The organism is Buttiauxella sp. B2 (assembly GCF_006376615.1).
In the GTDB taxonomy this organism is placed as follows: domain Bacteria; phylum Pseudomonadota; class Gammaproteobacteria; order Enterobacterales; family Enterobacteriaceae; genus Buttiauxella.
On sequence record NZ_VEXQ01000026.1, the window covers coordinates 22569 to 43194 of the forward strand.

21 protein-coding genes and 1 other annotated feature are annotated in these 20626 nt (G+C 48.4%); of the genes, 12 read left to right on the plus strand and 9 right to left on the minus strand.

Annotated elements, in window-relative coordinates; all coding sequences use genetic code 11:
• Positions 1 to 5: 5 nt before the first annotated feature.
• Complete coding sequence (gene recN, locus FH968_RS20330) at positions 6 to 1667, minus strand: DNA repair protein RecN (protein WP_139882723.1); 1662 nt, start codon at positions 1665 to 1667, stop codon at positions 6 to 8.
• Between the two features lie 86 nt (positions 1668 to 1753).
• Positions 1754 to 2632, minus strand: coding sequence for an NAD(+) kinase (gene nadK / locus FH968_RS20335; protein ID WP_064544292.1), 879 nt, complete (start codon positions 2630 to 2632; stop codon positions 1754 to 1756).
• Positions 2633 to 2762: 130 nt separating this feature from the next.
• On the opposite strand from nadK, the gene grpE reads away from it, so the two are divergent.
• Entirely contained in the window at positions 2763 to 3347 is a 585-nt protein-coding gene (gene grpE / locus FH968_RS20340) for a nucleotide exchange factor GrpE (RefSeq protein ID WP_139882725.1), read from the plus strand.
• Between the two features lie 79 nt (positions 3348 to 3426).
• Here grpE and FH968_RS20345 read toward each other — a convergent pair whose 3' ends face one another.
• Positions 3427 to 4713, minus strand: coding sequence for an HlyC/CorC family transporter (locus tag FH968_RS20345; protein ID WP_139882728.1), 1287 nt, complete (start codon positions 4711 to 4713; stop codon positions 3427 to 3429).
• Between the two features lie 37 nt (positions 4714 to 4750).
• A complete protein-coding gene (locus FH968_RS20350; RefSeq protein ID WP_139882730.1) occupies positions 4751 to 5539 on the minus strand; it encodes an inner membrane protein YpjD in 789 nt (262 codons plus the stop codon).
• A 172-nt stretch (positions 5540 to 5711) separates the two neighbouring features.
• Between FH968_RS20350 and ffh the strand changes: the two genes are divergently transcribed.
• From ffh to rplS, 5 genes are all read left to right on the plus strand, one after another.
• Complete coding sequence (ffh, locus tag FH968_RS20355) at positions 5712 to 7073, plus strand: signal recognition particle protein (protein WP_139882732.1); 1362 nt, start codon at positions 5712 to 5714, stop codon at positions 7071 to 7073.
• 113 nt (positions 7074 to 7186) lie between these two features.
• Entirely contained in the window at positions 7187 to 7435 is a 249-nt protein-coding gene (gene rpsP / locus FH968_RS20360) for a 30S ribosomal protein S16 (RefSeq protein ID WP_139882735.1), read from the plus strand.
• Between the two features lie 18 nt (positions 7436 to 7453).
• Positions 7454 to 8002, plus strand: coding sequence for a ribosome maturation factor RimM (gene rimM, locus FH968_RS20365; RefSeq protein WP_139882765.1), 549 nt, complete (start codon positions 7454 to 7456; stop codon positions 8000 to 8002).
• A gap of 45 nt (positions 8003 to 8047) precedes the next feature.
• On the plus strand, positions 8048 to 8815 hold the full coding sequence (gene trmD / locus FH968_RS20370) for a tRNA (guanosine(37)-N1)-methyltransferase TrmD (protein WP_139882737.1): 768 nt from the start codon (positions 8048 to 8050) through the stop codon (positions 8813 to 8815).
• Positions 8816 to 8858: 43 nt separating this feature from the next.
• Positions 8859 to 9209: a 50S ribosomal protein L19 gene (gene rplS / locus FH968_RS20375; RefSeq protein WP_139882740.1), complete on the plus strand. Its 351-nt coding sequence runs from the start codon at positions 8859 to 8861 to the stop codon at positions 9207 to 9209.
• 49 nt (positions 9210 to 9258) lie between these two features.
• Here rplS and FH968_RS20380 read toward each other — a convergent pair whose 3' ends face one another.
• The gene (locus FH968_RS20380; protein WP_189389261.1) at positions 9259 to 9630 is read right to left on the minus strand and encodes a DUF2799 domain-containing protein; all 372 of its coding nucleotides are present in this window, start codon (positions 9628 to 9630) and stop codon (positions 9259 to 9261) included.
• A 288-nt stretch (positions 9631 to 9918) separates the two neighbouring features.
• Here FH968_RS20380 and aroF point away from each other — a divergent pair, with 288 nt between their 5' ends.
• The 3 genes from aroF (at position 9919) to FH968_RS20395 (ending at position 13070) form a co-directional block, all read left to right on the plus strand.
• Entirely contained in the window at positions 9919 to 10989 is a 1071-nt protein-coding gene (aroF, locus tag FH968_RS20385; protein WP_139882744.1) for a 3-deoxy-7-phosphoheptulonate synthase AroF, read from the plus strand.
• An 11-nt stretch (positions 10990 to 11000) separates the two neighbouring features.
• Entirely contained in the window at positions 11001 to 12122 is a 1122-nt protein-coding gene (gene tyrA, locus FH968_RS20390) for a bifunctional chorismate mutase/prephenate dehydrogenase (RefSeq protein WP_139882746.1), read from the plus strand.
• Positions 12123 to 12197: 75 nt separating this feature from the next.
• On the plus strand, positions 12198 to 13070 hold the full coding sequence (locus FH968_RS20395; protein ID WP_139882748.1) for an SMP-30/gluconolactonase/LRE family protein: 873 nt from the start codon (positions 12198 to 12200) through the stop codon (positions 13068 to 13070).
• A gap of 32 nt (positions 13071 to 13102) precedes the next feature.
• Here the strand turns inward: FH968_RS20395 and pheA are convergent, their stop codons facing one another.
• The 4 genes from pheA to bamD all read right to left on the minus strand — a co-directional run bounded on the left by pheA (position 13103) and on the right by bamD (position 15868).
• On the minus strand, positions 13103 to 14263 hold the full coding sequence (pheA, locus tag FH968_RS20400; protein ID WP_139882751.1) for a bifunctional chorismate mutase/prephenate dehydratase: 1161 nt from the start codon (positions 14261 to 14263) through the stop codon (positions 13103 to 13105).
• A 21-nt stretch (positions 14264 to 14284) separates the two neighbouring features.
• Positions 14285 to 14410 (minus strand) — a sequence feature (Phe leader region).
• Complete coding sequence (gene pheL, locus FH968_RS23945; protein ID WP_121497579.1) at positions 14362 to 14409, minus strand: pheA operon leader peptide PheL; 48 nt, start codon at positions 14407 to 14409, stop codon at positions 14362 to 14364. (Overlaps the previous feature by 48 nt.)
• Positions 14411 to 14515: 105 nt before the next feature.
• Complete coding sequence (gene raiA / locus FH968_RS20405) at positions 14516 to 14857, minus strand: ribosome-associated translation inhibitor RaiA (RefSeq protein WP_139882753.1); 342 nt, start codon at positions 14855 to 14857, stop codon at positions 14516 to 14518.
• A gap of 273 nt (positions 14858 to 15130) precedes the next feature.
• Positions 15131 to 15868 carry an outer membrane protein assembly factor BamD gene (gene bamD / locus FH968_RS20410; protein ID WP_139882755.1) on the minus strand — a complete coding sequence of 246 codons (738 nt, stop codon included), beginning with the start codon at positions 15866 to 15868 and terminating at the stop codon, positions 15131 to 15133.
• A 130-nt stretch (positions 15869 to 15998) separates the two neighbouring features.
• Between bamD and rluD the strand changes: the two genes are divergently transcribed.
• The 3 genes from rluD to clpB all read left to right on the plus strand — a co-directional run bounded on the left by rluD (position 15999) and on the right by clpB (position 20415).
• Positions 15999 to 16979, plus strand: a complete 981-nt coding sequence (rluD, locus tag FH968_RS20415; protein WP_139882757.1) for a 23S rRNA pseudouridine(1911/1915/1917) synthase RluD — start codon at positions 15999 to 16001, stop codon at positions 16977 to 16979.
• On the plus strand, positions 16976 to 17707 hold the full coding sequence (gene yfiH, locus FH968_RS20420; RefSeq protein ID WP_139882759.1) for a purine nucleoside phosphorylase YfiH: 732 nt from the start codon (positions 16976 to 16978) through the stop codon (positions 17705 to 17707). Before rluD ends, yfiH begins: the two co-directional genes overlap by 4 nt.
• 134 nt (positions 17708 to 17841) lie before the next feature.
• Positions 17842 to 20415, plus strand: a complete 2574-nt coding sequence (gene clpB / locus FH968_RS20425) for an ATP-dependent chaperone ClpB (RefSeq protein WP_139882761.1) — start codon at positions 17842 to 17844, stop codon at positions 20413 to 20415.
• Positions 20416 to 20626: the final 211 nt, after the last annotated feature.

Below are 20626 nucleotides of genomic sequence, written 5' to 3' on the forward strand. Positions count from 1 at the left end.
TAAGGTTAAGCTGCCAGTAACTCTTTTGCGTTGGCAAGTGTATTGCGTGTTACCTCGCTACCACCAAGTAAACGAGCCAGCTCTTGTAAGCGCGAACGTTTATCCAGTGGTCGCATATGGGTTTCTGTCATTTCTCCGTCAGTTTCTTTACTGACATAAAAATGATGATGGCCACAACCTGCAACCTGCGGCAGGTGTGTTACGCACATGACCTGCGTGGACTCACCTAACTGGCGCAGTAATTTACCTACCACCGCTGCTGTCGGGCCGCTGATACCGACATCAACTTCATCGAAAATCAGTGCGGGTGTTTCCATCTTACGGGCCGTTATCACCTGAATGGCAAGAGCGATACGTGAAAGCTCACCACCGGAGGCTACTTTTGCCAATGGCTGCAAAGGTTGGCCGGGATTGGTGCTGACACGGAAATCGATGCGGTCGGCGCCTTCAGCAGTCAGATGATTTTCATTAAATTCTACGTCAATGGCCAATTTTCCGTGTGGCATGGACAATGAGTGCATGCTTTCGGTTATCAACTCACAAAGCTCTGCTGCGTAGTATGCACGGCGATGATGCAATTCGTGTGCAAAGCTGAGAGCTTGTTGATGATGAAGATCTACCTCTTGCATCAGTTCATCCTGTGAACTTGCCTGGTCGTCGAGTTGTTGTAACTCTTCGAGTAGCCGTTGATGGAAGAGTGGTAATTCCTCCGGGGAAATATGGTGCTTACGTGCCAGCGTAATTTGACGAGAGATTCGTTGTTCCAGTTCGTATAGACGATTAGGGTCGAGATCCAGTCGATCACAATAATGTCGTAGCTCGTCGCAGGCTTCAGAGATTTGAATATTGGCTTCTTCCAGCATATTCAATACGCCAGATAGTTTCCCATCCATTCCCACCAGTTCTTCCATGAGATGGCGCACAGAATATAGTTGGCTTTGCAGATTGTTGTCTTCGCCATCAGCGAGAATTGCGAGCGCTTGCTGGCTGGTAGAGATCAATTGCCCGCTATTTGCCAGGCGCTTGTACTCTTCATCAATTTGCTCAAATTCGCCCGCGATAGGGGAGAATTCATTGAGTTCTTTCAGTTGATAGTTCAGCAGCTCAGTACGTGCAGCACGTTCCTGAGCAAGTTGTTGATGCTGCGCCAGAGAGCGACAGCTTTGATGCCACTCGCGGTAGCTTTCTGCCATTTTTTGCAGCAGCACAGACTCACCCGCATAGCCATCCAGCAGATTTTTTTGATGTTCTGGTTTCAACAAAAGCTGGTGCGCATGTTGGCCATGAATTTGAATCAGCATTTGGCCGAGGTCGCGAAGCTGGGAAAGTGGGACAGCAGTTCCATTGATGAAACCGCGTGAACGTCCATCGCTGCTGATGACGCGGCGCAGCAAACATTCACGCCCATCATCAAGCTGGTTTTCTTCCAGCCAACGCAGGGCTGCTGGCGTGTCTTTCAGGGAGAAGCGGGCGCAGAGATCGGCGCGGGTCGCGCCCTGGCGGACCATATCGGCTTCTGCACGGCCACCGAGGCACAACCCTAAGGCATCAATTGCAATAGATTTACCGGCACCTGTTTCACCGGTAATGGCGGTCATGCCGTGGTGAAAATCAATTTCCAGTTCACGAACGATTGCGAAGTTACTGATGGTGAGTTGTGCCAGCATAATTGCTTTCCTGTATGAAAAGACATGACTGTGTTTTCATACAGTATAAACTGGTTTTATATACAGTAAAGAGCCAGAGCGACTTTTTAGAACAATTTTTTCGACCAGCCGAGTTTTGAGCTCAATGTATTGAAATAGCTGTAATCTTTAGGGTGAATAAGATTGAGGTGGTAATCGCAGCGGCGGATCAACACATCTTCACCTTCCTGTATAGGTAGGGCAATCTGGCTATCACAACTGATTTCCAGATCACTGCGCATGTGTGAAAAGCGTAGGCGGATAGTGCTGCTGCTGTTTATCACCAATGGGCGGGCAGACAGCGTATGCGGGAACATCGGGACTAAAGTGATGGCATCGAGCGACGGTGTGAGTATTGGTCCACCAGCCGAGAGTGAATAGGCGGTTGAGCCAGTTGGTGTCGAAATAATCAGCCCGTCAGAGCGTTGCGAGAAAGCGAAGATTTCATCGATATAGACTTCGAATTCAATCATATGGGCAACTTTACCGGGGTGAAGTACCACCTCATTGATGGCAGTGCTCAGGCGCGTTGGCGTATCTTGCTGGCAAACCTGGGCTTCCAGTAAGAAGCGGCGCTCGGCGATGTAATGTCCTTCGAGTACATCGGCAAGTTGCTGCTGTGCGTTATCAGGGTCAAGGTCTGTAAGAAAACCGAGATTGCCACGGTTGATGCCGATGACTTTGATATCGTAGCGAGCAAGCACGCGTGCTGCGCCAAGCATATTACCATCGCCACCGACAACAACGGCAAGATCAGCCTGTTGGCCGATTTCTGCTAGCGTGCCAGTTTTTACATTTTTGAGGTTAAGTTCCTGGGCAATTTGCTGCTCGACAATGACATCGTAGCCTTTGGTGCATAGCCAGCGATACAGCATTTCATGCGTGGTCAGGGCTGTGGGGTGACGAGGATGCCCGACAATACCAATGCAGTTGAAATGTTTGTTCATTATGCTGATGGTCCTTATGCGCAGAGATGCAGTCGTATTATGACAATATGTCACGTTCCCTTGAATCCCGGAAACGGATCCCCATAATAAGCGAACCAGCGAGATGAATGCTAAAAACGCGGAGAAATTCATGAGTAGTAAAGATCAGAAAACACCAGACGAGCAAGTCTCGGACGAAATTGCAATGGAAAGCCACGAAGAAGTCGAGGCCGTAGAGGGTGCCGAAGTGGTTGATCCGCGCGATGAACAAATTGCCGATTTAACGGCGCAACTGGAAGAAGTTCAGCAGCGCGAGCGTGACAGCGTGTTACGCAACAAAGCGGAAATGGAAAACCTCCGTCGCCGTACAGAGCTCGATATTGAGAAAGCACACAAGTTCGCTTTGGACAAATTTGTCAACGAACTGCTGCCGGTTATCGATAGCCTGGACCGCGCTCTGGAAGTGGTAGATAAGTCCAACACAGATTTAGCCGCCATGATTGAAGGCATTGAGTTAACTCAGAAATCGATGCTGGATGTGGTGCGTAAATTCGGTGTTGAAGTCGTTGGTGATACCAATGTGCCATTTAACCCGGATGTGCATCAGGCGATTGCGATGGTTGAATCTGAAGACGTGGCACCAAACCATGTGTTGATGGTGATGCAGAAGGGTTACACCCTGAATGGCCGCACACTGCGTGCAGCAATGGTTTCTGTTGCTAAAGCAAAAGATTAATTTGTTTGAGACTTAATTGCTTTAAGTAAAAAGCCAGCCCTTGAGGCTGGCTTTTTTGTCTCTACATTTCTTATACGATTTATTCTTCAACGCTTTGGCGTAGCGGGGTCACAGGTGTGACGCGCACTTGCTTTATCATGTTGTCTTGTACATCGAGAATATCGATATCGTAATGACTTAAACGTACCCGCGTGTCGATTGCAGGGATCTCTTGCAGTTCTTCAAGCAGCATGCCGTTTACCGTGCGAGCTTCGTCTTCCGGAAGCGTCCAGTTAAAAGCTTTGTTGATTTCACGAACGTTTGCGCTGCCTTCGATAATGACTGAACCATCGTTTTGCGGCATCACTTCTTCAGCAAGCGTCGGAGACATTGAGGTAGTGAAATCACCGACAATCTCTTCCAGAATATCTTCAACGGTGACCAGCCCCTGAATATCACCGTATTCATCGACCACCAGGCCCACTTTCTTCTTATTGCGCTGGAATTTTACGAGCTGAACGCTGAGCGGTGTACCTTCCGGTACGAAATAAATTTCATCGGCGGCACGCAATAATGTTTCTTTGGTGAATTCCTGCTTTTCTGTCATTAGACGATAGGCTTCACGCACGCGCAGCATGCTCATGGCATCGTCCAGCGTATCGCGGTACAGCACAATGCGCCCGTGTGGGGAGTGCGTAAGCTGGCGAACAATAGATTTCCAGTCGTCGTTAATATTAATGCCGACAATTTCATTTCGCGGCACCATGATGTCGTCGACGCTGATTTTTTCCAGATCCAACACCGAAAGAAGCATATCCTGATTGCGACGGGAAATTTTTGTATGTGACTCATTTACAAGGGTGCGCAGCTCGTCTTTGTTGAGTGCACTACTAATGACGGTATCGGTTTTAATCCCTATAAGGCGCATGAGCATACGTGTGATGATATTCAGCAACCACACCAGCGGCATCATCAGAATTTGCAGTGGACCAAGTAGGAAACTACTAGGGAAAGCGACTTTTTCCGGGTACAGCGCGGCAATTGTTTTTGGCAGAACTTCGGCGAAAACCAGCACGACAAAAGTGAGGATACCGGTGGCAATGGCGACACCCGCGTCACCGTACAAACGCATACCGACGATGGTACCGATGGCCGAGGCCAGAATGTTGACCAGGTTATTGCCGATTAACACCAGGCTAATGAGGCGGTCTGGCTTGCGAAGAAGTTTTTCGACCCGTTTAGCGGCACGGTTACCTTGTTTAGCAAGGTGGCGTAATCGATAACGGTTAAGCGTCATCATGCCGGTTTCAGAGCCGGAGAAGTACGCTGAAACTACTACCATGATGATCAGCGTGACGATCAGAGTAGTAGTTGAGATCTGTTCCAAAAGGGTTTTCCTTTATAAAAACGATATTAGCCGACCATCAGCCGACAAATTGTTGCAAGACGCGGCTACCAAAATAGGCAAGAGTCAGAATCGCTGCACCAGCGACGTTAAACCACACCACACGGCGACCTCGCCAACCCTCATGATAGTGTCCCCACAGTAAAACGATGTAGACAAACCATGCGAGAATCGACAACACAGCTTTGTCGACATTTTCCAGGCTGAAAAGATTTTTCAGATAAAACAGGCCAGTGCAAAGCGTTAACGTCAGCAACACAACGCCGACTTGGGTAATGTGAAACATTTTGCGCTCAATGCTCATCAACGGTGGCATTTCCGCGCGGAAGGCGAGTTTTTTGTTCTTGAGTTGGTAGTCAATCCAGGCCAGTTGCAGTGCGTAAAGTGCCGCAATTATCAGAGTGGCGTAGGCAAAGAGTGACAAACCGATATGCACCATCATCCCGGGCGTGCCTTCAAGATGGGTGATGAATTCGTTAGGCATAAAGGTCGCCAGCGCCAGATTGATTAAGGCGAAGGCGTACACAATTGGCAACAACAGCCAGCCGCGATTACGCGACGCAACTATCGTCATCACGGTGCATATCATCAGACTTACTAACGAACCTACATTGAGTAAACTGAGGTTTTGACCTCCGTCAGCGGAAAATATACGCGCTTCAAGTGCCAGACCATGGCTTACAAGTGCAACGATGGCCGATATAATAGCAAAGCGACGCCATCCGCTGTTCTTTGTCAGCAGACTGGGGATGATCAGCGCAAGGCTGCAGGAATAGGCTACAAGCGCAAGGATTGCGAAAACAGGCATATAAAGTGTCGGTCAATTAGCCAGAGATGAAAAAAAACAGTATAACGTTACCAGCCGCCTGCTCCAACTCTAACCGTTGCATCACACCGAAGGCGGCTTCATGTTATAATCCGCCAAAATCTGTTTTGTGTCGCAAGCTGCGGCCCTAAGTTACCACGTTAGGCAAAAGACAATGTTTGATAATTTAACTGACCGTCTATCGCGCACGCTGCGCAATATCAGCGGCCGCGGGCGGCTGACTGAAGAAAACGTAAAAGAAACTTTGCGCGAAGTGCGCATGGCGCTGCTGGAAGCGGACGTTGCGCTGCCTGTCGTGCGTGACTTTATCAGCCGTGTGAAAGAAAAAGCGGTTGGTCATGAAGTTAACAAAAGCCTGACCCCTGGTCAGGAGTTCGTCAAAATCGTTCGTACCGAATTGGTTGCTGCGATGGGCGAAGAAAATGCGAGCCTTAACCTTGCCGCTCAACCGCCAGCCGTTGTGCTGATGGCGGGTCTGCAAGGCGCGGGTAAAACCACTAGCGTAGCTAAATTAGGTAAATTCCTACGCGAAAAGCACAAGAAGAAAGTGCTGGTGGTTTCTGCTGACGTTTATCGTCCCGCGGCGATCAAACAGTTGGAAACGTTAGCTGAACAAGTCGGAGTCGATTTCTTCCCATCCGATGCAGGGCAAAAGCCTGTTGATATCGTTAATGCAGCGCTGAAAGAAGCGAAGCTGAAGTTCTTTGATGTGCTGCTGGTGGATACCGCCGGTCGTTTGCACGTCGATGAAGCGATGATGGACGAAATCAAACAAGTTCATGCTGCAATTAACCCAGTTGAAACCCTGTTTGTTGTCGACGCCATGACCGGCCAGGATGCGGCAAATACTGCAAAAGCCTTTAACGAAGCGTTACCACTGACGGGCGTCGTATTGACGAAAGTCGACGGTGATGCGCGTGGCGGTGCGGCCCTGTCTATCCGTCATATCACCGGCAAACCGATTAAATTCCTCGGTGTTGGTGAGAAAACGGAAGCATTGGAGCCATTCCATCCGGATCGTATTGCTTCCCGTATTCTGGGAATGGGCGATGTTCTTTCGCTTATCGAAGATATTGAAAGCAAAGTTGACCGTGCTCAGGCTGAAAAATTGGCCAGCAAGCTGAAGAAAGGCGATGGGTTTGACCTCAACGATTTCCTTGACCAGCTTAAGCAGATGAAAAACATGGGCGGTATGGCGAGTATGATGAGCAAATTGCCAGGTATGGGGCAATTGCCGGATAACGTTAAGTCGCAAATGGATGACAAAGTTCTGGTGCGTATGGAAGCCATTATCAACTCCATGACGCTCAAAGAGCGTGCGCAGCCAGAGATTATCAAAGGTTCACGTAAACGTCGTATCGCGACGGGTGCGGGTATGCAGGTGCAAGATGTCAACCGTCTGCTCAAGCAGTTCGACGACATGCAACGCATGATGAAGAAGATGAAGAAAGGCGGAATGGCGAAAATGATGCGTGGCATGAAAGGTATGATGCCACCAGGTTTCCCAGGTCGTTAAGCTCATTTAGATTGCATTTTGCGCCGAAATGAGTAAAATTTTCGGGCTTTTAATATGACACCGGGCTCCCTCCCTCGATGGGGCCCGGTGTTTTATTCACTAAAGAGGATGTTATGGTTACTATTCGTTTAGCACGTCACGGCGCTAAAAAGCGTCCGTTCTACCAGGTTGTTGTTACTGACAGCCGTAATGCACGTAACGGTCGTTTCATTGAGCGCGTTGGTTTCTTCAACCCTATCGCTTCTGAAAAAGACGAGGCTACCCGCCTGGATCTGGATCGTATCGAACATTGGGTTGGCCAAGGCGCAACCCTTTCTGATCGCGTATCTGCGCTGATCAAAGCAGCAAAAAAAGCAGCTTAATCTGTCACGGTGGTCATGATGAGCAATCAACTCGCCCCAAAGGCACCTGTTAACCCAATCGTATTGGGAAAGATGGGCTCCTGCTATGGTATTCGTGGTTGGCTCAGAGTGTTTTCCTCTACCGAAGACGCCGATAGCATTTTTGACTATCAGCCTTGGTTTATCCAGAAGGCGGGTCAGTGGCAGCAAGTACAGCTGGAAAGCTGGAAGCACCACAATCAGGACTTGGTTATCAAGCTGAAAGGCGTTGATGACCGGGATGCTGCGAATCTACTCACTAATTGTGAAATTGTGATTGATTCAACGCAATTGCCCAATCTCGAAAAGGGTGACTATTACTGGAAAGACCTTATGGGTTGCCAGGTAGTAACCACTGAGGGATATCAGCTTGGTAAAGTCATTGACATGATGGAAACCGGCTCCAATGACGTTCTCGTCATTAAGGCAAACCTGAAAGATGCGTTCGGTATCAAGGAGCGGCTGGTTCCGTTCCTCGATGGGCAGGTTATCAAGAAAGTCGATCTCGCTACTCAAACCATTGAAGTAGATTGGGATCCTGGTTTTTAAAACCTCCGGATTAACGGTAAAAGACGGCGTAATGGGGATTGGCTTGTGTTTATTGGTGTAGTTAGCCTGTTTCCAGAGATGTTCCGTGCAATTACCGACTTCGGGGTAACTGGCCGGGCAGTAAAAAATGGCCTGCTGAGCATCCAAAGCTGGAGTCCGCGTGACTTCACTTATGACCGGCACCGTACCGTGGACGAGCGTCCTTACGGTGGCGGACCGGGTATGCTTATGATGGTGAATCCTTTACGGGAAGCCATCCATGCAGCGAAAGCAGCGGCAGGGGAAGGTGCTAAGGTTATCTATCTTTCACCTCAGGGACGCAAGCTTGATCAAGCTGGCGTCAGCGAACTGGCAACAAATGAGAAGTTAATTCTGGTTTGTGGCCGTTACGAAGGGATAGATGAGCGCGTAATTCAAACCGAAATTGATGAAGAATGGTCAATCGGCGATTACGTACTCAGCGGTGGTGAATTACCCGCAATGGTACTGATTGACTCGGTTTCTCGGTTTATTCCGGGAGTTCTGGGGCATCAGTCGTCAGCAAGTGAAGATTCGTTTGCCGATGGGTTGCTGGATTGCCCACACTATACTCGTCCTGAAGTGTTAGAAGGCATGGAGGTTCCGCCAGTTTTGCTGTCGGGAAACCATGCAGATATTCGCCGTTGGCGCCTGAAGCAGTCGTTGGGCCGTACCTGGCTTAGAAGACCTGAACTTCTGGAAAACCTGGCTCTGACTGAAGAGCAAGCAAGGTTGCTGGCAGAGTTCCAACGGGAACACGCACAACAGCAACATAAACATGATGGGCAAGGTTAATACCACCCAATACATCAGTTTACCCAGGATAAGAGATTAAATTATGAGCAACATTATTAAGCAAATTGAACAAGAACAGATGAAACAGGATGTACCTTCATTCCGTCCGGGTGATTCCGTGGAAGTGAAAGTATGGGTCGTTGAAGGTTCTAAAAAACGTCTGCAGGCATTTGAGGGCGTGGTTATCGCAATCCGTAACCGCGGTCTGCACTCTGCATTCACTGTTCGTAAAATTTCCAACGGCGAAGGTGTTGAGCGTGTATTCCAGACTCACTCCCCAGTAATCGACAGCATTGCTGTTAAACGTCGTGGTGCCGTTCGTAAAGCTAAACTGTACTACCTGCGTGAGCGTACCGGTAAGTCTGCTCGTATCAAAGAGCGTCTTGGCGCTTAAGCGACATCCGTATATCAAGGGCTGCCATTTGGCAGCCCTTTTTTTATATCTATCGCAAGAACGATGCCTGAAATCCGGCCCGGCTGCCTTTATCCCATTGAGCGCGAAGCTCAGCAACATCTGGCAGCGTTTCGCAGCTGGCAGGGAATGACTTCCCACTTTGCCCCTGAATAACCAGAAACTTAGGATCACAAATCCGCTGCTGGCCTTGCGCATATCCTTTTAACCATTCCTGACGATCCACTTTGTCGTCGTTGTGCATATGTGCAATGACGAGATTACTTCTTATGGGTTGCCCGGACATTGCATCATCCCAGCCCGCCTGGTACCAGTCGGTGGGAGCCGGTGTTGGGGCATGTGTATAGGGATCAACATAACAGGCCGAAAGAAATAAGACCGGGATAAGAGCTATGTAACGCATGAGGAGGATATCCATTTCAAAGAGTACTCTCTGAGCATAGAGCGCTTATGAGTTTGTACTCCGCTATTTTTAAAGAATGTATGATTGCGCTGAAAAATGGATTTCTATACATCGGTGTATATTTATATTTACGATATTTAATTTAATTTGTGCTTAATATGGCATTTATTTTAATGGTGTAACTTTTTGTTTACGTAATATGGATTGCAATCTTTACTAAAGATGATAGTGTAGTGCCATCCTCACTGAGGAAACGACTATCGCAAACGAGCTAACAGGATCGCCATCATGCAAAAAGACGCGCTGAACAACGTTCATATTTCTGACGAACAGGTATTAATCACTCCGGATCAACTGAAAGCGGAATTCCCGCTGACATCTGCTCAAGAAGCGCAGATTGAACAGTCCCGCCAGACGATTTCCAATATTATTGCTGGCCGTGATCCGCGTCTGTTAGTGGTGTGTGGACCTTGCTCGATCCACGATCCAGAAGCTGCGATTGAATATGCTCGTCGTTTTAAAATTTTGTCTGAACAAGTCAGTGATAGTCTGTACCTCGTAATGCGCGTCTATTTTGAAAAGCCACGTACCACTGTGGGCTGGAAAGGGCTTATCAATGATCCACACATGGATGGTTCATTTGATGTCGAAGGTGGTCTGAAAATTGCTCGTCACTTGCTCGTCGAGTTGGTAAGCATGGGTCTGCCATTGGCGACAGAAGCACTTGATCCAAATAGCCCGCAATACCTTGGCGATTTGTTCAGCTGGTCAGCTATCGGAGCTCGCACCACTGAGTCCCAGACACACCGTGAAATGGCTTCCGGCCTTTCAATGCCTGTTGGTTTTAAAAATGGTACGGACGGCAGCTTGGGCACCGCGATTAATGCAATGCGTGCTGCGTCTATGCCGCACCGTTTTGTCGGTATCAACCAGGCAGGCCAGGTCTGCTTACTGCAAACTCAGGGTAACCCTGACGGCCATGTGATTTTACGTGGTGGTAAGGCGCCTAACTACAGTCCAGCAGATGTCGCGCAGTGTGAAAAAGAGATGGAGCAGGCGGGACTCCGTCCGGCCTTGATGATAGATTGCAGCCATGGCAACTCAAATAAAGACTACCGCCGCCAGCCGGGCGTAGCTGAATCAGCTGTCGCTCAAATTAAAGATGGTAACCGTTCGATTATTGGTCTGATGATTGAAAGTAATATCCACGAAGGTAATCAATCTTCAGAGCAATCGCGTAGTGAGATGAAGTACGGTGTTTCTGTAACAGATGCTTGCATCGACTGGGAAACTACCGAAACTTTACTGCGTGAGATTCATCAAGATCTGAACGGTACGCTTGCGGCACGTCAGGCATAAGAGGTTTTACTATGGTGGCTGAATTGACCGCATTGCGCGATCAAATCGATGAAGTAGATAAGGCGTTGCTGGGGTTACTGGCACGCCGTCTGGAGCTGGTAGCGGAAGTTGGCGAAGTCAAAAGCCAGTATGGTTTACCGATTTATGTCCCGGAACGTGAAGCTGCAATGCTGGCTTCACGTCGAAAAGAAGCGGAAACACTGGGTGTTCCACCAGACCTGATTGAAGATGTCTTGCGCCGTGTAATGCGTGAGTCTTACTCAAGCGAGAATGACAAGGGCTTTAAAACTCTGTTCCCTGCGCTGCGCCCGGTGGTTATTGTCGGTGGCGGTGGTCAAATGGGACGCTTGTTTGAAAAGATGCTCACCTTGTCTGGTTATCAGGTGCGTATTCTCGAGAAAGAGGATTGGGCTAAAGCTCCAGAGTTGATGGCTGATGCGGGTATGGTCATTGTGAGTGTGCCGATTCATATCACTGAACAAGTTATCGCTCAGCTACCGCCATTACCTGATGACTGTATTTTGGTCGACCTGGCGTCGGTGAAAAATGGCCCGCTGCAAGCAATGCTGGCCGCACATCAGGGGCCTGTTCTCGGGTTACACCCAATGTTTGGGCCGGATAGTGGCAGTCTCGCGAAGCAAGTCGTAGTGTATTGCGACGGTCGCCAGCCAGAAGCCTATCAGTGGTTCCTGGAGCAAATTCAGGTTTGGGGTGCGCGTTTGCATCGCTCTACGGCAGTTGAACACGATCAGAACATGGCGTTTATTCAGGCGCTGCGCCACTTTGCAACCTTTGCTTATGGTTTGCATCTGGCAGAAGAGAATGTTCAGCTTGAACAATTACTGGCACTTTCATCACCGATTTATCGCCTGGAGCTGGCGATGGTAGGTCGTTTGTTTGCACAAGACCCACAGCTTTACGCAGATATTATTATGTCGTCGGAAAGCAACCTGGATCTTATCAAGCGTTACTATAAACGGTTTGGGGAGGCGATTGGCCTGCTGGAACAAGGTGATAAGCAAGCATTTATCGATAGTTTCCGCAAAGTGGAACACTGGTTTGGCGATTATGCACAGCGCTTCCAGAGTGAAAGTCGCACTTTGTTACGTCAAGCGAATGATAACCGTCCGTAATTGCAAAAAGGTTTTATAATCAAAAGCCAACAGGAATACCTGTTGGCTTTTTTATTGGCGATTAAGGATAGAGAAATGGCCCAGTTGCAAGTTCTGTTCGATTACACCGGTCACTTACCTGAATGCCCCACATGGAATGCTGAGGAAAATTGCCTCTATTGGACGGACATTCTCGAAAATGAAATTCATCGCTATAACATCGCAAGCGAAAATCATGATGTGATTCAGTTTTCCGAAGAGGTCGGATGTTTTGCTTTGTGCGAAACAGGAGGGTTTATTGTCGCGCTGCGCAGCGGAATTTATCTTACTAATCACACCGGGCTAATAACCAAGAAAGTTTGTGATAACCCGAACAACCCTGCTCTGGCTCGTTTCAATGATGGTGGAACCGACCGGGACGGGCGTTTTTATGCAGGAACGTTTTGGGGACCGGGAGATTACAACGGTGCATTGTTGTGTCGTGTGGATAACGATTTGACTCCGCATGTCATCCAGCATGATATCCATGGCGCCAATGGTTTGGCTTTTAGTGAAGATAAAAAATGGATGTATACCTCGGACACGCCAAACCGGGTGATTTACAGAACGCCGCTAGATGACCAGGGTGAGCCGGGTGAGCGTGAAGTGTTTAAACGCTTTGAACCGGGGGAGGGCATACCTGATGGTGCGGCAATAGATGTAGAGGGATGTTACTGGACCGCGCTATTTGATGGTTATCGTATTGCGCGTTTATCGCCAGATGGTGATTTACTTGGAGAGTACGAGCTACCGGTGCGTTGCCCAACTATGGTCTGTTTTGGTGGTGATGATATGAAAACGCTATTCATCACAACAACTCGAGAAAATATGGATGATGCTGAGATAGTAGAGAAACCACTTTCGGGGGCAATTTTTACGCTGAATGTCGCGGTAGCGGGTTTGCCGAAACTGAAGTTTAAAGAGATGTAGTAAGCCAGCGAGACGCTGGCTTACTACCAGTGTTATGCCGGATCGACAGGTACAACATTCTCGCTTGGATAACAACCCAGCACTTTCATTGAACGAGTAATTTCGCCAAGCTCACGGAGCGCTCTGTGCATGGCTTCATCATTCAGGTTCGCTTGTATATCCAGATAAAACATCTCTTCCCATGGGTTACCGTTGATTGGTCGTGATTCCAACTTCGTCATGATCAGATTGTGGTTTCGCAGTACCAGAAGTGCTTCTACCAACGCACCAGCTTGCTGGCCTGTTGCCATGAGCAGAGTGGTTTTTGCTGGAACCTGGTCAGTCACTTCAATTGCTTTGCGTGCCAGAACGATGAAACGGGTAATGTTTTGTGTCTGGTTTGCCAGGTTGCGTTCCAGAACTTGCAACCCATACAACCCACCACCGGCTTCGCTACCCAGTGCTGCCACATATGGCGAATTAGCCTGTGCGACTTTCTCCATCGCCGCAGACGTACTTTCGCAATATTCAATTTTCCAGTTTGGATAGCGGTTAATAAATTGGCTGCATTGTTGGAAAGGTTGCGGATGGCTGTACACCGTCTGAATGCTGTCTAAATCCGAGGTGCCTTTGACTAACACACAGTGGTCGATAGGCACGGTCATTTCAGCAACGATAGACAAGCTGGTGTGCTGTAACAGATCGTAGACATCATTAATTGCGCCTGAACTGGTGTTCTCCAGCGGTACGACTGCGTAATCAGCCTGGCCTGTTTCAACCTGATTGAAGATGTCATGGAATTTGGCACAGCCGCTTTCAATAAACTGTTCAAAATGACGTGCGGCGTACTGGCGTGCGGCCAAATGCGAGTAAGAACCTTTCGGACCAAGGAAAGCAATTCGAGCAGATTGTGGATTAGTTTTATTCAGATGCTGCTGTAATAGTGTTTGCTGCGTCAGTACCGAATCTTCAATGATCAGCTGGAACAGACGAGTAATATAATGGGCATCCAGATTATGCGTCTTACCCAAAGTAATCAGGCGTTCCAGTAAATCCCGCTCGCGGTCGATGTCACGCACCGGGCGGTGAGTTGCAAGCTTAGCTTTTCCGACTTCTACAGCTAATAAGCGACGCTCTGCCAGCAATGCCAGCAATTTTACATCCAGGGCGCTGATTTTATCGCGCAGTGCCAGCAATGGGTTTGTCTCACTCATAACGCTACCTTTTCGAAAGCCATAAAAAAGGCCTCCCGCTTGGGGAGGCCTGTTTGTTCGTCTTCGCATTCTTTATCACACGACGAATTGCCTCCCATTTAGGGGAAGGTAAAAAAGAATGCGAAGAAAAACGGCAATAATTTCATAATCGGTTCCTGATAAGTCAGACAAGTAAGGTACCCGGTCTGTTTTCGCTCTGTCAATAAAAAACGCGCCCGGAGGCGCGTTGCAGTGATTGATAAAGCTAATTCATTACTCTTCTTCAATTTCTTCCGCGAAGGCAACGTCTTTCACTGAACCTGCTGTGCGACGTGCCTCACCCTTGTGTTGCACTTTATTCAACTGCCGCTCCAGTTTGTTGATCAAATCGTTGATAGCTGTATACATATCATCGTGTTTGGCGCTCGCTACGAGCTGGCCATTTGGCGTGTTAATCGTGGCATCAGCCACAAAACCTTTCGGTTCTTTGGACAAAACAATATGTGGGTTAATTAGATGAGTTTGCCACTTGTCCAGTTTAGATAGACGGTCTGCGACGTGCTGACGAATAGCTGGGGTGATTTCCATTTGCTTACTGGTAATGTTCATTGTCATAAAAGTTACCTCTTGTCTTTCCCGTCTTGGTAACTCCAGCATACCTTTCTGAATGTCAAAATGTGTGATGTGAATCACACTATTTTGTCACTTTTTGTCAGCAAACACTTTTTGTGAGGCAGGACAGGATCTCTGTTTTTAAAGCTTGTGGAACGGTAAAATAGCGTCCATATTTGATTGGATGACCTGACGCTAAACCGTTTCAGTTTGACGTGCTCAGGTAATAAAAATGGCAGCCATAGGGCTGCCATTTTGTTTTTGCAAATCAGTCAATCAGGTATTGTTGCCGTTGGCCGCGATAATTTTTGCAACTTTGTCGGCCTGAGCCGGCATTTGCATTTCACGGTAGGCGTTTTCCATCAGCTTCAGACCATCACGAGTGGCCTGAGTATCAGGGAAATCACGTAACATTCCTTCGACACGGTTAACTACTGCAACCCACGCGCCGCGTTTAGTGTAGTATTGCGCCACGGAAAGCTCATATTTCGCTAAACGATCTTTCAGGAACACCAGACGCTTGGTGGCATCGGAGACATACTGGCTGTTCGGATAAGCGCGCACCAGTTTAGAGAAATCGTTGAAAGCGTCACGAGCATGCTGTGGGTCGCGGTCTGAACGATCTACGCCAAAGAAACCTTGTAATGCGCTATCATCCAACGCCATGTCCGTCAGACCGCGCATGTAAAGTACGTAGTCAACGTTTGGATGGGTAGGATTTAGGCGCATAAAGCGATCAATTGCTGCCTGAGCCAATGGCAAGTCAGCATTCTTGTAGTAAGCGTAAATAAGATCTAGCTGCACTTGCTGCGAGTAAGGTCCGAACGGATAACGGTTATCCAGCGCTTCCAGTTGCGTTATCGCCGCTTTAAAGTTACCGTCCTGCAACTTTTGCTGGGCAGTCGCATAGATCTCAGAAGGTGGACTATCAGGAACCTCATCCTTGGAACTGGAGCAACCAGCCAAAGCCAGGCTCAACGTGGCTGCTGCCACCAGATATTTCATACGCGTCATGACGTTTTGACTTTCCTCAGAATGTTATCCGGGAGGCTCGCAGTTCCAGCTCCCGATAAAGACCAGCTACAATAGCACACTATATTAAACGGCATTGCCGTAAAACCCAACGTTAACGAAGAAGCTGTCTATGGCACAACTAGTACAACTCAACGCAACAGTGTCCGAATCTCAACTCGGTCAACGCTTAGATCAAGCTTTGGCCGAATTGTTCCCTGATTATTCACGATCGCGTATAAAAGAATGGATTCTTGATCAGCGAGTGCTGATCAATGGCAACATCAGCGACAAGCCGAAAGAAAAAGTGTTGGGTGGCGAAAGCGTCACTATCAATGCGGAAATTGAGGAAGATGTGCGCTGGGAACCACAAGATATCCCGCTCAATATCGTCTATGAAGATGATGATATTCTGGTGATTAACAAACCGCGTGATTTCGTTGTGCATCCTGGTGCGGGTAACCCTGACGGGACCGTACTGAATGCATTACTGCATTACTATCCGCCGATTGTAGATGTTCCACGTGCAGGTATTGTTCATCGCCTGGATAAAGACACTACCGGTTTGATGGTCGTGGCGAAAACTGTTCCTGCGCAAACTCACTTGGTTGAAGCTTTGCAATTACGCGAAATCACGCGTGAATACGAAGCGGTTGCGATCGGTCATATGACCGCTGGTGGCACAGTAGAAGAGCCAATCAGCCGCCACCCTACCAAGCGTACACATATGTCTGTGCATCCGATGGGTAAACCGGCGGTTACGCATTATCGAATCATGGAACATTTCCGTGTGCATACGCGTCTGCGTTTGCGTCTGGAAACAGGTCGTACACACCAGATTCGTGTGCATATGGCTCACATTACTCATCCATTGGTTGGCGATCAGCTTTACGGTGGCCGCCCACGTCCGCCAAAAGGTGCGTCTGAAGAGTTTGTGAGCGTACTGCGTAAGTTTGACCGTCAGGCTCTGCATGCAACTATGCTGCGCCTTCATCATCCAATCAGCGGTATGTTGATGGAATGGCATGCGCCGATTCCTCAAGATATGGTTGAATTGATTGAAGCATTGCGCGCTGATACAGAAATCCATAAGGATCAACTGGACTGGCTATGAGCAAATTGATCGTCCCGCATTGGCCGCTTCCTGAGGGAGTGGCTGCGTGCAGTTCGACACGTATCGGCGGTGTTAGTCAACCGCCTTACGATTCGCTTAATCTTGGGGCGCACTGCGGTGATGTCTTGAGTGATGTCGAAGAAAACCGTTGTCTTTTTTATGCTGCCGCCACTTTGCCCTCGAAACCCGTTTGGTTAGAGCAGGTACATGGCAAAGGCGTGCTAAAACTTACCGGCGAGCCATATCTGTCTAAGCGTGCTGATGCTTCTTATAGCTCAACGCCAGGTACTGTTTGCGCGGTAATGACAGCAGATTGTCTGCCAGTGCTATTCTGTAATAAGGCTGGGACGGAAGTTGCTGCTGCTCATGCAGGATGGCGTGGTTTATGCGAAGGCGTGCTTGAAGAGACGGTTGCTTGCTTTAGCGATGTGCCGGAAAACATCATCGCCTGGCTTGGGCCGGCTATTGGCCCTGAAGCATTTGAAGTTGGTCCTGAAGTACGTGAAGCGTTTATGGCTAAAGACATTCAAGCCGATAGTGCATTTCACCCGTCAGGAGAAAAATACATCGCTGACATTTATACTCTGGCACGCCAGCGCTTGTCTGCCGTAGGTGTTAAACACATTTATGGGGGGGACCGCTGTACTTACAGTGAAGCGGGTGATTTTTTCTCATATCGACGCGATAGAACCACTGGCCGTATGGCAAGTTTCATTTGGCTGATATAACCTATTGAATCAAGACGATCCAGTGCGGGTAACTCACGCTTCAAATATTTCAGGTCATTAACCTTGAATAATTGAGGGATGACCTCATTTAATCTCCAGTAGCGAATTTGACCTGTTTATATATGGGAGGAATTATGCGTCTGGATCGTCTTACTAATAAATTCCAGCTTGCTCTCGCCGATGCCCAGTCCTTAGCTCTCGGGCACGACAACCAATTTATCGAACCCCTTCACTTGATGAGCGCACTGCTCAATCAGGAAGGCGGATCTGTGCGTCCTTTACTGACATCTGCTGGCGTAAATGCCGACCAGTTGCGTACAGCGATAGAGCAAGCATTAAGCCGTTTGCCACAAGTTGAAGGAACTGGCGGTGACGTACAGCCTTCGCAGGATTTAGTCCGTGCATTAAACCTGTGTGACAAGCTGGCGCAAAAACGAAATGACAACTTTATTTCGTCAGAGTTATTTGTTCTGGCAGCACTTGAATCACGCGGAACATTAACTGATTTACTGAAATCAGCAGGTGCTACCACGGCAAATGTAACAGCAGCAATTGAGCAAATGCGTGGAGGCGAGAACGTGAATGATCAAGGTGCCGAAGACCAACGTCAGGCATTGAAAAAATATACTGTCGATCTGACCGAGCGTGCAGAACAAGGCAAGCTTGACCCGGTGATCGGCCGTGATGAAGAAATTCGTCGTACCATCCAGGTATTACAACGCCGTACCAAAAACAACCCGGTATTAATCGGTGAGCCTGGTGTAGGTAAAACCGCAATTGTTGAAGGATTGGCACAGCGCATCATTAACGGTGAAGTACCGGAAGGACTGAAAGGCCGTCGGGTACTGGCACTTGATATGGGCTCGCTGGTGGCCGGCGCGAAATACCGTGGTGAGTTTGAAGAACGACTTAAAGGTGTGCTGAACGACCTTTCCAAGCAGGAAGGTAATGTCATCCTATTTATTGACGAATTGCACACGATGGTTGGTGCGGGTAAAGCAGACGGTGCTATGGACGCGGGTAATATGCTCAAACCTGCGCTGGCCCGTGGTGAATTGCACTGTGTAGGTGCTACAACGCTTGATGAATATCGTCAATATATAGAAAAAGATGCGGCACTTGAGCGTCGCTTCCAGAAAGTATTCGTTGCGGAGCCTTCTGTTGAAGACACCATTGCTATTTTGCGTGGGCTGAAAGAGCGCTATGAATTGCACCACCATGTACAAATCACTGACCCGGCAATTGTTGCGGCTGCTACTTTGTCGCATCGTTATATTGCCGATCGTCAGTTGCCGGACAAAGCCATCGACCTTATCGATGAAGCGGCTTCCAGCATTCGTATGCAGATTGACTCGAAACCAGAAGAGTTAGATCGTCTCGATCGCCGTATTATCCAGCTCAAGCTGGAACAGCAGGCATTGAAGAAAGAGTCGGACGAAGCGAGCCAAAAACGTTTGAGTATGCTTGAGGAAGAATTAGGGCAGAAAGAGCGTGAGTATTCAGTGCTGGAAGAAGAGTGGAAAGCTGAGAAAGCTTCACTTTCTGGTGAGCAGACGATCAAAGCGGAGCTGGAGCAGGCGAAAATTGCCATTGAACAAGCTCGCCGTGTTGGTGACCTTGCCAGAATGTCCGAGCTGCAATATGGGAAAATCCCAGAGCTTGAGAAACAGCTTGCGGCTGCAACGCAGAATGAAGGCAAAACAATGCGTCTGCTGCGTAACAAAGTCACCGATGTAGAAATTGCAGATGTGTTGGCGCGCTGGACGGGGATCCCTGTTGCTCGCATGCTCGAAGGTGAGCGCGATAAACTTCTACGTATGGAGCAGCAACTTCATACCCGTGTTATCGGGCAGAATGAAGCTGTAGAAGCCGTATCGAACGCAATTCGTCGCAGCCGTGCAGGTTTGTCCGACCCGAACCGCCCAATTGGTTCGTTCTTGTTCCTTGGGCCAACCGGTGTGGGTAAAACTGAACTGTGCAAAACGCTGGCTAACTTTATGTTTGATAGCGATGACGCGATGGTGCGTATCGATATGTCCGAGTTTATGGAAAAACACTCGGTTTCGCGTTTGGTCGGTGCGCCTCCTGGATACGTCGGTTACGAAGAAGGTGGCTATCTGACAGAAGCGGTTCGTCGCCGTCCTTACTCTGTCATCTTGTTGGATGAAGTAGAGAAAGCACACCCGGACGTATTCAACATCTTATTACAGGTACTAGATGATGGGCGTCTAACTGACGGGCAGGGGAGAACAGTCGACTTCCGTAATACGGTTGTGATAATGACCTCTAACTTGGGTTCAGATTTGATTCAGGAACGCTTCGGCGATCTGGACTATGGTCATATGAAGGATCTGATTCTTGGTGTTGTCAGCCAGAATTTCCGCCCAGAGTTCGTTAACCGTATAGATGAAGTCGTTGTATTCCACCCACTGGGTGAGCAACATATTGCTTCTATTGCGCAGATTCAATTGCAACGTTTGTATAAACGTCTTGAAGATCGTGGCTATGAAGTCACTATCTCTGATGATGCATTGAAGCTGCTTAGCGAGAATGGTTACGACCCAGTATATGGTGCACGACCTTTGAAACGAGCTATCCAGCAGCAGATTGAAAACCCGCTGGCTCAGCAAATCCTGTCTGGGGAACTGATTCCAGGAAAAATGGTTCATCTAGAAGTTAAAGATGATCATATAGTGGCAGTGCAGTAAGTCACAAAAAAGATAAAACGAGCCCTTTGGGGCTCGTTTTTGTTTAAAAACCAGGCGACATTAAGCTTTGTGATGGCGTGTTGATTGTAAAGTGAGCGAACGATAGGTTTTTTGAATTTTATGCTTGTCAGCGTCCAGAAAATCCCTATACTGCGCCTCCACTGACACGGCACAACGGCTTACAAACCGGCCCGTCAGCCAGATGAAAAGC

Coding starts and splice junctions, on each gene's coding strand:
- recN (WP_139882723.1), bottom strand. CDS start 1,667: ATGCTGGCACAACTCACCATCAGTAACTTCGCAATCGTTCGTGAACTG.
- nadK (WP_064544292.1), bottom strand. CDS start 2,632: ATGAACAAACATTTCAACTGCATTGGTATTGTCGGGCATCCTCGTCAC.
- grpE (WP_139882725.1), top strand. CDS start 2,763: ATGAGTAGTAAAGATCAGAAAACACCAGACGAGCAAGTCTCGGACGAA.
- FH968_RS20350 (WP_139882730.1), bottom strand. CDS start 5,539: ATGCCTGTTTTCGCAATCCTTGCGCTTGTAGCCTATTCCTGCAGCCTT.
- ffh (WP_139882732.1), top strand. CDS start 5,712: ATGTTTGATAATTTAACTGACCGTCTATCGCGCACGCTGCGCAATATC.
- rpsP (WP_139882735.1), top strand. CDS start 7,187: ATGGTTACTATTCGTTTAGCACGTCACGGCGCTAAAAAGCGTCCGTTC.
- rimM (WP_139882765.1), top strand. CDS start 7,454: ATGAGCAATCAACTCGCCCCAAAGGCACCTGTTAACCCAATCGTATTG.
- rplS (WP_139882740.1), top strand. CDS start 8,859: ATGAGCAACATTATTAAGCAAATTGAACAAGAACAGATGAAACAGGAT.
- FH968_RS20380 (WP_189389261.1), bottom strand. CDS start 9,630: ATGCGTTACATAGCTCTTATCCCGGTCTTATTTCTTTCGGCCTGTTAT.
- aroF (WP_139882744.1), top strand. CDS start 9,919: ATGCAAAAAGACGCGCTGAACAACGTTCATATTTCTGACGAACAGGTA.
- tyrA (WP_139882746.1), top strand. CDS start 11,001: ATGGTGGCTGAATTGACCGCATTGCGCGATCAAATCGATGAAGTAGAT.
- FH968_RS20395 (WP_139882748.1), top strand. CDS start 12,198: ATGGCCCAGTTGCAAGTTCTGTTCGATTACACCGGTCACTTACCTGAA.
- pheA (WP_139882751.1), bottom strand. CDS start 14,263: ATGAGTGAGACAAACCCATTGCTGGCACTGCGCGATAAAATCAGCGCC.
- raiA (WP_139882753.1), bottom strand. CDS start 14,857: ATGACAATGAACATTACCAGTAAGCAAATGGAAATCACCCCAGCTATT.
- bamD (WP_139882755.1), bottom strand. CDS start 15,868: ATGACGCGTATGAAATATCTGGTGGCAGCAGCCACGTTGAGCCTGGCT.
- rluD (WP_139882757.1), top strand. CDS start 15,999: ATGGCACAACTAGTACAACTCAACGCAACAGTGTCCGAATCTCAACTC.
- yfiH (WP_139882759.1), top strand. CDS start 16,976: ATGAGCAAATTGATCGTCCCGCATTGGCCGCTTCCTGAGGGAGTGGCT.
- clpB (WP_139882761.1), top strand. CDS start 17,842: ATGCGTCTGGATCGTCTTACTAATAAATTCCAGCTTGCTCTCGCCGAT.